Genomic DNA, 11,936 nt, shown 5'->3' with positions numbered 1-11,936 from the left:
ACGCCCTCCCGATCGGCCGGCCCGGAGCCCGTCCCCGGGCCCCGGGCCGGCCCGTCCGGTCAGCCGAGGGCGGGGATGTCGTGCGTGGCGCAGTGGATCCCGCCGCCGCCGGCCGCGATCGCGTCGATCTTCACCGGGACGATCTCCCGGGTCGGGAAGTACTGCTTCAGGATCTGCTGCGCCCGGTCGTCGGCCCGGGCGTCGCCGAACTTCGGCAGGTAGACGCCCTTGGTGCCGATGTAGAAGTTCATGTACGAGGAGACGAAGGCGTCACCGCGGCCGGTGATCTTGTCCGGGTCGGGCTGCTGGAGCTCGACCACCTGCAGCTTCTTGCCGGTCGCGTCGGTGGCGTCCTTGAAGACGGCGCGGGCCTGGTCGGCGGAGCGGGACCAGACGTCCGCCGGGGTGCCGGGGAAGGCCTGGTCGAGCAGCACCACCCCGGGCGCGGCGAAGCGGGTCAGGCAGTCGACGTGGGCGTCGGTGATGTCCTTGCCCTTGACGCCGGCCAGCCAGATCACCTTGGTCACGCCGAGGAGCCGCTTCAACTCCGCCTCGATCTGGTCCCGGCTCATGCCCGGGTTGCGGTTGTCGTTGACGACGGAGCTCTCGGTCACCATCAGGGTGCCCTGGCCGTCGGTCTCGAAGGAGCCGCCCTCGGCGACCAGCCGGGTCTCGATCCGCTCGACGCCGTACTTCTCCAGCACCGTGCGGGCGACCTTGGAGTCGTTGCCGCGCTGCTGCTTGCCGCCCCAGCCGTTGAAGTTGAAGTCGACGCCCTTGACCGTGCCGCCCTCCTCGACGAACACCGGCAGGGTGTCCCGGGCCCACAGGTCGTCGACGGCGATCGGCACCACCTCGACCGCCGAGCCGCAGGCCTTCTGAGCGGCGTCCTTCTGCTCGGGCCGGGCCATCAGCACGACCGGCTCGCGGGCGGCGATGGCCTGGGCCAGGCCGGCCACGTCCCGGCGGACGTCGGCGAGCTGGTCGCCCCAGACGTTCTCGGAGGCGGGCCAGGACATCACGGTGCGCAGGTGCTTGTCCCACTCGGCGCCGAAGCGGCGCACGCCGGGGGTGCCGCCGGGCCGGGTGGGCGGCACGGCACCGGTCGGGTCCTCGATGTCGTTGGGGTCGCAGGCGGTGAGGCCCAGCGCGAGGGCGCCGACACCGGCGCCGACGCCGGCGAGGTTGCGGATCAGGGTACGGCGGGACACGGCGTTGGTCATGCGGGAACTCCAGCGGGGTCGGGGTGGGTGGACTCGTGCGGGCTCGTGCGGGTTCGTGCGGCAGGTCGGGGCAGGGCAGGGCAGGGCAGGGGAGTGGCTACGGCGGTGGCTACGGCACCGGCTCGTGCATGGTCGAGCAGTGGATGCCGCCGCCCCCGGCCATCAGGCGGTCGACGTCGATCTGGACCACCTCGCGGCCGGGGAAGGCCGAGGCGAGGGCGTCCCGGGCGGCGGCGTCCTTGTACGCGTCGCCGAACTGGGTCGTGATCACGCCGCCGTTGACGAGGTGGAAGTTGAGGTAGGAGTCGACGAACTTGGAGCTGCGGGAGCGGACGGTGTCCGGGCCGTGCACGGGGATGACCTGCAGGCGGCGCCCCCGGGCGTCGGTGGCGGCGGAGAGGATCGCGAACTGCTCGCGGGCGTCCCGGGCCCAGGCGTCGTTGCGGTCCGCCGGCGGCAGCTGCACCATCACCACGCCGGGGCGGACGAACCGGGAGGTGACGTCCACGTGGTCGTCGGTGATGTCCTGGCCCTTGATGCCCGGCAGCCAGATCATGGTGTCCGCGCCGTAGGCCTCCAGGACGGCCTCCTCGATCTCGTCCCGGCTCATGCCGCGGTTGCGGTTCTTGTTGACCAGGCTGCTCTCGGTGGCCATCACGGTGCCGTCGCCGTCGGTCTCGATGGCGCCGCCCTCGCCGACGAAGTCCGCGTAGGTGTGGCGCAGGCCGCGGCGGGTGGCGATCAGCTCGGCGGCCCGGGCGTCGTCGTGGTGCACCTGCTTGTTGCCCCAGCCGTTGAAGTTGAGGACCACGGCGTCCAGGCCGCCGTACCCGTCCCGGCGGAACACCGGCGCGATGTCGCGCATCCACAGGTCGTCGGTGGGGACGGCGGTGATCACCTCCACCCCGTTGCCGCACCAGGACTGGGCCTTGCCGGCCGTCCAGTCGTCGGGGGCGCACATGACCACCGGCTCGAACTCGGCGATCGTACGGGCGATCAGGGCGATGTCCTCCTGGACGCCGCCCAGGCGCAGTCCCCACACCCCCCGGCGGGAGGGCCAGGACATCCAGGTCCGCGCGTGCGGGACGTCGTCCGCCGGCACCCAGGGGTAGGGCTGCTCGGCGGAACGGTCATCGCGGTAGTGGGTCATGAGGGTCTCCAGATCGTGCGACGGTGCCGGGGAGGGTGCGGGCCGCGTGGTCCACTCTTCGCGCCGCGACGTACCGGCGCACCACGGACGGCGCGGACCGGCGGCAGCACCCTGCCTGCGGACTCAGGCTTACATTGACTGAAAAATCAGTCAAACCCGCGAGCGTGCCATGACGGATCCTTGACGGGAGCGGTGCGGAGCGTGACGTCCGCCGTCGGTTCCGTGCGGAATCCGCACGGAACCCCCACGGATCAGGAGCCGGTCAGGAGCCGAGCCGGGCCACTTCGGCCTCGATCGCGTCGGCCATCAGCGTCCGGGCGTGCGCCAGCGGGAGGCTGCCGCTCAGCCAGCGGGTGCTCAGCCCCTCCAGCAGCGCCGTCAGCCGCTCCGCCGCGCCGGCCAGCGCGACCGCCGAGGCCATCGGCCGGACGACCCCGAGCAGTTCGGCGATCTCCTGCACCCACACCCGGGTGGCCCGTGCCAGGTCCTCGCGCAGGGTCTCGTCGAAGACCGCGCTCGCCCGCAGCTCGCCCCAGGCCGTGCTGTTCTCCCGTACCTCGACGGTGTCCTGGAGTTCCAGCAGCAGCGTCTGCTCCAGCTCCTCGCGCGCCGTCAGCGGCGGGGCGTCCGGGGCGCGGTCGGTCGTGTAGCGCTCCGCCCGGTCGTTGATGAACTCCAGCGTCTGACGGAGGATCCCGGTGCGGTCCTTGAAGTGGTAGTAGATGAGCGCGGTCGAGACGCCCGCCTCCGCGGCGAGCTCCTCCACCCTCAGTCCGCGCACCCCGCGGCGGGCGATCACCCGTGCCGCGGCTTCCAGGATCGACGTTTTACGACTGGCCACGGTGCACCACCTTACCGGGGCGCGCCGACGTGATCGGCTCCGCGGTCTGAGGTACCGGTCAGTAGGACTTCGGCTCGGGGTCAGCCGGGTGGCGGGGCGGCGGGGTCAGCCGGCGGTGGCGCGGGTGCGGGCGCCGGTCGGGCGGGGCCAGCTGTGGTGGTTCCGGTCGATGACGTAGTGGTGGTCGTGCTGCCAGGCGCCGCCGGCGGTCGCGTGCGCGTCGGCGAGATGGGGGTGCCCGGCGGGCAGGTCGGTGTGCAGGTGTTCCAGGGCCCCGGGGTCGCGGGACGGCCACAGGGCGGTGGCCGCCGTCGCGGCGGCCAGGGCGAGCAGGCCCAGGACGACGGCGGTGACCGGAAGCCCCGCGCCGGCGGCCAGCCACCCGGCGAGCGGGTAGGTGAGCAGCCAGCAGGCGTGCGAGAGCGAGAACTGGGCGGCGAAGGCCGCGGGCAGGTCGGCGTCGGCGGCCGAGCGGCGGATGAGGCGCCCACCGGGGGTGAGCACGGCCGAGCTCCCGGCGCCGACGAGGGCCCAGGCGGCGAGCAGGCCCAACCACGTCCCGGTCCCGGCCGGGGCGGCGGAGATCGCGGTGACGGCGGCGAGGACGGCCGGCAGGGCGAAGGCGGCGGGCAGCATGACGGCCCGGTCGCCGAGCCGGCCCAGGACGCGGGGCAGCAGGACCGCGGCGAGCATCGAGCCGGCCCCGTAGGCGCCCAGCGCGAGCGAGACGGCCCCGGCCGGGCGGTGGAAGTGGTCGCGGACGACGTTGACCGTGTCGACGAACACGATCGCGCCGGCGGCCGCGACCGCGAGGTCGAGGGCGAGCAGGGCGCGCAGCCGGGGGGTGGCCCGGAACAGCCGGGTGCCGAAGGCGGCCTTGGCGTACACGCCGTCGGCCCGCCCGGTCGGCGCCGGCTCGATCGGAGCGGGTTTGGGCAGGACCGTGGAGACCACCAGGGCGGCGGAGGCGAGGAAGCCGACCGCCGTCCCGGCGAACAGCCAGTCGTACGGGACCGCCGTCAGCAGGAGCGCGGCGAGGGCGGGGCTGAACAGCGACTCCAGGTCGTACGCGAGCCGGGACATCGACAGGGCGTCGGTGTAGTCGCGCTCGGCGGGCAGGACGTCCGGAACGGTGGCCTGGAAGGTCGGGGTGAAGGCGGCCGAGGCGGCCTGGAGCAGGAGGATCAGGAGGTAGACCTGCCAGACGCGGTCGACGAACGGCAGGGTCAGTGCGACGCACGCCCGGGTGAGGTCCATCGCGACCATCAGGGCCCGCCTGGGTATCCGGCCGGCGAGCGCGCCGGCCAGTGGTGCGACGGCGACGTAGGCGACCATCTTGATCGCCAGCGCGGTGCCGAGGACGGCCGAGGCGTCGTCGCCGGCGATCCGGTACGCCAGCAGGGACAGTGCCACCGTGGCCAGTCCGGTGCCGACCAGGGCCACGACCTGGGCGGTGAAGAGGTGGCGGTAGGCGCGGTTGCGCAGGACGGACAGCATGGGCGCTCCTGCCCCGTCCCGGTCGCCGGTGGGGGTGGTCGGTGGGTGCGTGCTCCCATCATAGGAACACGTGCGTACCTGTGCACCTATTCATCGGACGTCCGCCCGGACTCCGCGGTCCGCGCGCCTGCGCCCGGCTCGCGCCCGGCTCGCGCGGCTCAGTCGTGCGGCGGCAGGTGGCCGATCTGGTGGTCGGCGACGTTCAGCGCCTCGTCCACGAGCCGGCGCAGATGGCCGTGGCGCAGCGAGTAGACGACCCGTCGCCCCTCCTTGCGGGTGCCGACGAGGCCGGCGAGCCGGAGCTTGGCCAGGTGCTGGCTGACGGACGGCCGGGCGGCGCCGGTCGCCTCGGTCAGCGTGGTCACGTCCGCCTCGCCCCGGCCGAGCCGCTCCAGCAGCGCCAGCCTGGTCCGGTCGGCCAGCAGCGTCAGGACGGACGCGGCGACGTCCAGGCGCTGCTCGGCCCGCTGCTGCGAGCGGTGCGCATCTGCCAGGTGGGTGCCGGTGCTCATCCGCTCATCGTAGGGCGTTTCGTGCGCACATGCGTACCTTTGGCAGATGGTTCGTCGACGGAGTCCCGAGGGGCGGGCCCGCGGTGGCGGCGGGCGACAGGGCCGGACCGCCGTGAGAGGGTCGTCGCATGGAACAGCGCGTACTCGGCCGCACCGGTCGGCCCGTCTCGATCGTCGGACTCGGCACCTGGCAGCTCGGCGCGGACTGGGGTGACGTCCGGGAGGAGGACGCCCTCGCCGTGCTGGAGGCCTCCGTGGAGGCCGGCGTCACGCTCTTCGACACCGCCGACGTCTACGGCGACGGCCGCAGCGAGCGCCTGATCGGCCGCTTCCTGAAGGACCGCCCGGACGCGGACGTGTTCGTCGCCACCAAGTTCGGCCGCCGGGTCGAGCAGCGGCCCGAGCACTACCACCTCGCCAACTTCCGTGCCTGGGCCGACCGTTCACGGGCAAACCTGGGCGTGGACCGGCTCGATCTGGTCCAGCTGCACTGCCCGCCGACGCCCGTGTACTCCTCGGACGAGGTCTTCGACGCCCTGGACACCCTGGTCGCGGAGGAACGGATCGCCGCGTACGGCGTGAGCGTGGAGACCTGCGCGGAGGCGCTGACCGCGATCGCGCGCCCCGGTGTGGCGAGCGTGCAGATCATCCTCAACGCCTTCCGGCTCAAGCCGTTGGAGCAGGTGCTGCCCGCCGCCGAGGCGGCCGGGGTGGGGATCCTGGCCCGGGTGCCGCTCGCCTCGGGGCTGCTCTCGGGCCGCTACAGCGAGCGCACCGTGTTCCCGCCCGACGACCACCGCACCTACAACCGCCACGGCGAGGCCTTCGACCAGGGCGAGACCTTCTCCGGCGTGGACTTCGCGACCGGTGTCGAGGCTGCGGCGGAGTTCGCCGCGCTCGCGCCGGCGAGCGCCACCGCCGCGCAGACGGCGCTGCGCTGGATCGTCCAGCAGCCGGGGGTGACGACGGTGATCCCCGGTGCCCGCAACGTGGCGCAGGCCCGGGCCAACGCGGCCGCCGCCGAGCAGGCGCCGCTGCCGTCGGCCACCCTGGCGGCCGTCCGGGAGCTGTACGACCGCCGGATCCGCCCGCAGGTGCACGACCGCTGGTGACACCGCCGCCGCCCGTACGGGCGTGCTGCGGGGGCGCGAGGCAGCGTGCCGCGCCCCGCCCGCACGTCCGTACGCCCGGCGGGCGCTGTCCGCAGGCCTGGGCACCCGGCCCCCGCTCTGGGACCGTGACGCCGACGGTTCGGTGGCACGGAGGGGGCACCGCATGGCACGGCGCTGGCTGGTGACGGGCTGTTCGTCCGGGCTGGGGCGGGCGCTGGCCGCCGCCGCGGCCGAGGCCGGGGACACCGTGGCGGCCACCGCCCGCAAGCCCGCCGACCTGGCGGAGCTGCACCGGTGCCACGGCGGCCGGATCCTGCCGCTGGCCCTGGACGTCCGGGACGCCGAGCAGTGCCGGAGCACCGTCGCCGACGCGGTGGACCGGCTCGGCGGCCTGGACGTCCTGGTGAACAACGCCGGCAACGGCGTGTTCGGCACGGTCGAGGAGGTCGGCGACGAGGAACTGCGGGACCAGCTGGAGACGCTGGTGGCCGGCCCCTGGCGGCTGGCCCGGCTCGCGCTGCCGGTGATGCGCGCCCAGGGCGGCGGGCACATCCTCAACGTCTCCTCACTGGCCGGCCGGATGTCCTTCCCCGGCCTGGCCGCGTACGTCACCGGCAAGCACGCGCTGGAGGGCATGACGCAGGCCCTGGCGGCCGAGGCCGCGCCGTTCGGCGTCCGGGTCGCCGCCCTGGAGCCCGCCGGCTACGCCACCCGCTACGGCACCTCGCTCACCGACGCCGCGGACCGCTCCCCGCTCTACCGCGACGCCACCGACCCGATGCGCGAACAGCTGCGCGGGATGGCGCAGTTGCCGACGGTGGGGCGCCCCGAGGAGTTCGCCCGGGACGTCCTGCGGATCGTCGCCGCCGACGGCCCGCTGCCGGTGCGCATCCCGGTGGGTCCGGGGAGCCTGGACTACGTCGCGGCGGCCGTGCGGGCCGCGGCGGAGGAGCTCGCCGCCGTCCGCGCCCTGGTGGACGAGTCGGCGTCGGCGGCCGGCTGACGGCTCCGGACGGCCCGGCCAGCCCGGCTGCGAACGGCCCGGCTGCGGACGGCCTGGCGCGCGGCGGCCGGTCGCCGACCCGGGGGCCGGCGACCGACCGTCAGCACGCGTTCCCGGCCGTCAGGCGAGCACCTTCGCCTTGGCGCGCAGGAACTCCTCCTCGGTGATGTGGCCCTTCTCCTTGAGCTCGGCCAGCCGCGCCAGCTCGTCGACGTGGGCGCCCGGCCCCGAGGTGTCGGAGGCCGTCTCCCGGATGTAGGTGCGGAAGTCCTGCTCCGCCTCGGTCGCCCGCTGGACCTCGCGCTGCCCCATGCCCTGGCCCCGGGCGATCAGGTACACGAACACGCCCAGGAACGGGAGGAAGATGAGGAACACGCTCCAGCCCGCCTTGCCCCAGCCGCCCACCGTGTCGTCGCGGAAGAGGTCCCCGAAGACGCGGAACAGCAGGAAGAACCAGAGGATCCACAGGAAGAGCCACATGGTCGTGAAGAAGATGTCGAGCAACGGGTAGTCCACCACAGGCCTCCTGACGTCGACGGTCCGCCCCGGGAGCCGGGGCGGGCGCGTACTGGGCTGAGCGGAGGCGTCCGGGCGGTCACCCGGACGCCCGAGCCCGGGTGGGAACCCGGTGACGCTCCTTACCGTCCATGTACGCGCCCGCAGCCCGTCCGGGCATCACCCGGACCGGGTGAGTCCGCCCCGGGGCGGCCCCCGACCGGCGGGGTTATTCTGCGGCTGATGGGCGGAACGGAGAGCGCACGGCAACGACCCGGCCTGGTGGCACTGCTGCGGACGGTCCGGGCGGACCCCGCCCGCATGCCCGAGCGCCTGGCCGTCTTCGCGGTGGAGTTCCTGGGCCCCCAGGCGGCCGACACGGCGGCGCGGGCACACGCGTCCGAACGGGCGGGGACGAGCCGGGCGGAGGTCACCGAGCAGGTCATCGGCCGGGGCGTGCACCGGTCGGTGGTGGAGGGTTCCTTCCTCGGCGGCCCCTTCATCCTCCTGCTGCCGGTCGCGTTCGTCGCCGCGCTGCTCGCCCAGCTGCAGATGGTGCTGGAGCTGGGCGCCCTGGCCGGCCGCGACCCCCGGGGTGACGACGCGGCGGTCGAGGTGCTGCTGGTGCAGGGGGTCTACTCGACGCCCGCGGAGGCCAGGGCGGCCCTGCGGAAGGCGGTCCGGGCCGAGGCGGAGGAGGATGCCGAGGCGGCGTTCGGGGGCGAGACCGCGCCCAAGGGCTCCTGGTGGTCCGTCGTCCGCCGACAGGCGTACCTGATCGGCCTGGTGACCCCCGATGACCCGAGCCGGGGCCGGCTCCGCAAGTGGCTCGGCTGGGCCGGCATCGGGGTGCTGCTGCTCGTCGGGATGGTGGTGCCGTTCGTCTGGGTGCCCGCCTGCGCCGAGATGTACCGCCGCGCCACCAACCAGCTCGCGGACCGCGCCCTCCAGCGGTACGGGTCGCCGGGCGCCGGGGACGCACCGGCCCGCACCCGGAACCGGTCGGGGCTGCGCCCCGGCGCGCTCCTGGTGGTGCTGCGGACGGTGGTGGCGTGCCTGGCGACGGTGGGGGCGGTGCTGATCGTGCTGCTCACCGGGGTGCGCGTCGCCGACAACGCCCTGCTCGCGATGTTCCTGGTGCTGCTGGGGCTGAGCGCGGCGGTGGTCGGATGGCACTACTGGCGCTCCCGTCGGGCCCGCCGAGATTAGGGGCCGCCCGGCGGGCGGTCAGATCAGGTGCAGTTCGCGCGCCCGCCGGACGGCCCGGCTGCGTCCGGAGACGGCGAGCTTCCGGTTGATGCTCTTGAGGTGCGTCTTGACCGTGTTCACCGACAGGAAGAGCTCGGCGGCGATCTCCTCGGTGGACAGCATCTGCGCGGCCCGTTCCAGCACGTCGAGTTCGCGCTCGCTCAGCGGTTCGACCGGGGCGTCCGGCACGGCGGCCTCCCCGCCTCCCGCGGCCGCGGTGCCGGGCAGGAGGTCGGCGGGCAGCCAGCCGTGGGAGTCCGCCGGCGACGGCCGGGCCCGCAGCAGCCGCCGCAGCCACGGCCCGGCGTCCCGGAACGGCCGGCGCAACTTCTCGGGCCGGGCGAGCGCGAGGGCGCGGGCGAGCAGCCGTCGGGCGTCGGCCTCGTCGCCGAGCGCGGCGGCGACCTGCGCGCGGGCCAGCAGGACCCGGACGGTGACGCCGGGACCGTGGCCGTCGTGGTCGGGGACGGCGTCCAGGATCCGCAGGGCGCTGCGGCTCTCCCCGGCGGCGAGCCGTGCCTGCGCCGCGGCGACGGCGCACTCCGGGCCGTCGGCGCCGCTGCCGTCCAGTGCCGCGAGGGCCGCGGCCGGATCGGCCTCGGCGAGGTGCGCGGCCGAGGCGAGCACGGCCACGCCCTCCCGCACCCAGGGCGGCGGTCCGGCCGGGCCGGGGCCGTCGTCCGCCGCCCGCCCGAGTGCGTCCAGGGCCGCCCGGGTACGGCCGCCGGCCAGCAGGATCCGGGCCCGGACGATCGCGAGTCCGGCGGCGACGGCCGGGTCGTGACGGGCCGCCGCCGATCCGGCCGCCCGGTCGGCGGCCGCGCGCGCCGCGGTCAGGTCGTCGTGCTCGACGGCGAGGGCGGCCAGCACCAGGTGGCCCACCCCGCTGCGGGAGGCCGGCGGCAGGCCGGCGCGTTCGGCCTCGGCGGCCGCCTTGCGCAGCCGGGCCTCGGCGCGGCCCGGCCGCCCGTCGAGCAGGTCGATCAGGGCGAGCCGGGCGAGTGCCTCCTGGCGCGGACCGGCCGTGGTGGGTCCGTCGGCCGTCTTCGCCGCGGCCGTCAGCGCCTCCTTGGCGGCGTCGAGGCCGCCCTCCCAGAGCAGGACGGCGCCGAGGTCGTTCAGCCGGAGCGCGGGCAGTTCGGGGTGCTCCGCCAACAGCCCCGGCGGGACGAGCCCTTCGAGCCGTTCGGCCTCTTCGGCGGCGGCCCGCGCCAGGTCGGCCGAGCCGAGCAGCCGGGCCGCCAGCACCCGCAGTTGGGCCGCGCCCAGCAGGGCCGCCGACGCGTCCCCGCCGTCGTGCTCCCGCAGCAGCGCCTCGGCGCGGCCGAGGTGGTCGAGGCCGCTGTCCGCCTCGTACCGGGCGAGGTCGCGGGCCGCCCGGACCAGCTCCGGGGCCGCACCCCGGGCGTCCGGGGTCATCCCGGCGAACAGGGTGTCGAGCCGTTCCGCGTCGCGGCCGGTGAAGAGCGTGCCGAGGGCCAGGCCGTCGACGACCCGGGCCGCGGCGAACTCCCAGTCGCCGGCCGCGGCGGCGTGTGACAGCGCGTCGGTCGGGTGGCCCGCGTCGGTCAGCCAGCGGGCCGCCCTGCGGTGCAGCTCCCGCTCCAGCCCCGGGCTGCGGGCCGCCAGGTGGACGCGCAGGATCTCGGCGAACAGCGGGTGGCAGCGGTACCAGGCGTGCCCGACGGGCTCGACGAAGGCGTTGGCCCGGGAGAGGTCCGCGAGGATCCGGGCGGCGTTCCGCCGGCCGGTCAGCGCGTCGGCCAGGTCGGGGTGGACCCGGCCCAGGACGCTCGTGCGCAGCAGGAGGTCCTGGGCCTCGGCGGACTGGGTGTCGAGGACCTCGGCGAGCAGGAAGTCCGCGACGGTGCTCCCGCCGGCCTCGAACTCCGCCAGGTAGGCCTCCGGGTCGCCGGCGCCCTGGGCGGCCAGTGCGGACAGCCTGAGGCCCGCGGCCCAGCCGCCGGTCCGCTCGGTCAGCGCCCGGCTGCCCTCGGCGGAGAGGTCCAGGCCGTGCCGGTGCAGCAGTGCGGCGGTCTCCGGCGGCCGGAAGGCCAGGTCGGCGGCCCGGACCTCGGTGACACTGCCGGCGGCGCGGTAGCGGTGCAGCGGGAGCAGCGGCTCCGTCCGGCTGAGCACGGCCAGCCGCAGGCCGGGGCCCGCGTGGCCGAGGAGGAAGTGGAGCCCCGAGGCCACCTCGGCGGAGGACACGTGCTCGAACTCGTCGAGGACGAGGACCACGGGCTCCTCCCGCCGGCTCAGGTGGGCGGCCAGCCGGGCCAGCAGCGAGTGGTCGACCTCCTGGGCCCGGGCAGGACTGCCGATGTCGTCGGGCAGGGCGACGCCGTGGTGGCGGACGGCCTCCAGCAGGTAGGCCCAGAAGACCCCGGGGGCGTTGTCCTCGCGCTCCACGGTGAGCCAGACCGCGGGGCCGGGCAGTCGGGCGGTGGCCAGCCAGTCGGCGACGAGCAGGGTCTTCCCGGCCCCGGCCGGGCCGCTCACCAGCAGGAGGGACGTCCGGAGGCCGTCGTCCAGCCGCCCGCTTAGGCGCGGCCGGTGGACGAACGTCTCCGGGATCAGGGGTACGGCGAAACGGGCCGCGAGCACCGGATCGCCGCCGGGTATCCGGGCCGGTACGTCGGGGGCGCGTCCGGGCACCCCGACCGGACGGGCCGGGGTGCCGACGTCTGGGCTGAGGGCCATGGTGCTCACCTCAGGTGGGCGGCGCACGGGAAGCGCGGATCGCTGACCCCTCCATCCTTTCCGACCGGGCCCGGCCGGGCAAAGGGGCGCAGGGCCCCGCCCGCCGGGGCCGCGGGCCCCACCGCCGTCCGCCGAACGGTCCCGGTTCCCCG

At 75.4% G+C, this 11,936-nt stretch carries 10 protein-coding genes; 3 read left to right on the top strand and 7 right to left on the bottom strand.

The genetic code is table 11. The features are described 5' to 3' along the window. Window positions 1-59: 59 nt before the first annotated feature. The 5 genes from ABT048_RS37195 to ABT048_RS37175 all read right to left on the bottom strand — a co-directional run bounded on the left by ABT048_RS37195 (window position 60) and on the right by ABT048_RS37175 (window position 5,223). Window positions 60-1,223 carry an agmatine deiminase family protein gene (locus ABT048_RS37195; RefSeq protein ID WP_350526047.1) on the bottom strand — a complete coding sequence of 388 codons (1,164 nt, stop codon included), beginning with the start codon at window positions 1,221-1,223 and terminating at the stop codon, window positions 60-62. 109 nt (window positions 1,224-1,332) lie between these two features. Continuing rightward, the gene (locus ABT048_RS37190) at window positions 1,333-2,373 is read right to left on the bottom strand and encodes an agmatine deiminase family protein (RefSeq protein WP_350526046.1); all 1,041 of its coding nucleotides are present in this window, start codon (window positions 2,371-2,373) and stop codon (window positions 1,333-1,335) included. 262 nt (window positions 2,374-2,635) lie between these two features. Then, window positions 2,636-3,214 carry a TetR/AcrR family transcriptional regulator gene (locus tag ABT048_RS37185; protein ID WP_350526045.1) on the bottom strand — a complete coding sequence of 193 codons (579 nt, stop codon included), beginning with the start codon at window positions 3,212-3,214 and terminating at the stop codon, window positions 2,636-2,638. Between the two features lie 105 nt (window positions 3,215-3,319). Next, window positions 3,320-4,711 (bottom strand): MFS transporter, encoded by a 1,392-nt coding sequence (locus ABT048_RS37180; protein ID WP_350526044.1) that lies wholly within the window; start codon window positions 4,709-4,711, stop codon window positions 3,320-3,322. A gap of 158 nt (window positions 4,712-4,869) precedes the next feature. Further along, window positions 4,870-5,223, bottom strand: coding sequence for an ArsR/SmtB family transcription factor (locus ABT048_RS37175; RefSeq protein ID WP_350526043.1), 354 nt, complete (start codon window positions 5,221-5,223; stop codon window positions 4,870-4,872). Between the two features lie 128 nt (window positions 5,224-5,351). On the opposite strand from ABT048_RS37175, the gene ABT048_RS37170 reads away from it, so the two are divergent. Both ABT048_RS37170 and ABT048_RS37165 read left to right on the top strand, forming a co-directional pair. After that, window positions 5,352-6,335 (top strand): aldo/keto reductase, encoded by a 984-nt coding sequence (locus tag ABT048_RS37170; protein ID WP_350526042.1) that lies wholly within the window; start codon window positions 5,352-5,354, stop codon window positions 6,333-6,335. Between the two features lie 163 nt (window positions 6,336-6,498). Further along, window positions 6,499-7,338 (top strand): SDR family oxidoreductase, encoded by an 840-nt coding sequence (locus ABT048_RS37165; protein WP_350526041.1) that lies wholly within the window; start codon window positions 6,499-6,501, stop codon window positions 7,336-7,338. A gap of 120 nt (window positions 7,339-7,458) precedes the next feature. On the opposite strand, the gene ABT048_RS37160 is transcribed toward ABT048_RS37165, so the two are convergent. After that, complete coding sequence (locus ABT048_RS37160; RefSeq protein WP_350526040.1) at window positions 7,459-7,854, bottom strand: SHOCT domain-containing protein; 396 nt, start codon at window positions 7,852-7,854, stop codon at window positions 7,459-7,461. A 222-nt stretch (window positions 7,855-8,076) separates the two neighbouring features. Between ABT048_RS37160 and ABT048_RS37155 the strand changes: the two genes are divergently transcribed. Next, window positions 8,077-9,042 (top strand): hypothetical protein, encoded by a 966-nt coding sequence (locus ABT048_RS37155; protein WP_350526039.1) that lies wholly within the window; start codon window positions 8,077-8,079, stop codon window positions 9,040-9,042. Window positions 9,043-9,060: 18 nt separating this feature from the next. Here the strand turns inward: ABT048_RS37155 and ABT048_RS37150 are convergent, their stop codons facing one another. After that, window positions 9,061-11,784, bottom strand: coding sequence for a winged helix-turn-helix domain-containing protein (locus ABT048_RS37150; RefSeq protein ID WP_350526038.1), 2,724 nt, complete (start codon window positions 11,782-11,784; stop codon window positions 9,061-9,063). Between the last annotated feature and the right edge of the window lie 152 nt (window positions 11,785-11,936).

It is taken from the genome of Kitasatospora sp. NPDC096140, assembly GCF_040303045.1.
Classification (GTDB): Bacteria; Actinomycetota; Actinomycetes; order Streptomycetales; family Streptomycetaceae; genus Kitasatospora.
The sequence above is the reverse complement of the archived record's forward strand: the minus strand, read 5'-3'. Positions and strand labels throughout refer to the sequence as shown.

Excerpts from the sequence above, each read along its gene's own strand:
- ABT048_RS37180 (WP_350526044.1), bottom strand. The coding sequence starts at position 4,711 with ATGCTGTCCGTCCTGCGCAACCGCGCCTACCGCCACCTCTTCACCGCC.
- ABT048_RS37175 (WP_350526043.1), bottom strand. The coding sequence starts at position 5,223 with ATGAGCACCGGCACCCACCTGGCAGATGCGCACCGCTCGCAGCAGCGG.
- ABT048_RS37165 (WP_350526041.1), top strand. The coding sequence starts at position 6,499 with ATGGCACGGCGCTGGCTGGTGACGGGCTGTTCGTCCGGGCTGGGGCGG.
- ABT048_RS37190 (WP_350526046.1), bottom strand. The coding sequence starts at position 2,373 with ATGACCCACTACCGCGATGACCGTTCCGCCGAGCAGCCCTACCCCTGG.
- ABT048_RS37170 (WP_350526042.1), top strand. The coding sequence starts at position 5,352 with ATGGAACAGCGCGTACTCGGCCGCACCGGTCGGCCCGTCTCGATCGTC.
- ABT048_RS37150 (WP_350526038.1), bottom strand. The coding sequence starts at position 11,784 with ATGGCCCTCAGCCCAGACGTCGGCACCCCGGCCCGTCCGGTCGGGGTG.
- ABT048_RS37195 (WP_350526047.1), bottom strand. The coding sequence starts at position 1,223 with ATGACCAACGCCGTGTCCCGCCGTACCCTGATCCGCAACCTCGCCGGC.
- ABT048_RS37155 (WP_350526039.1), top strand. The coding sequence starts at position 8,077 with ATGGGCGGAACGGAGAGCGCACGGCAACGACCCGGCCTGGTGGCACTG.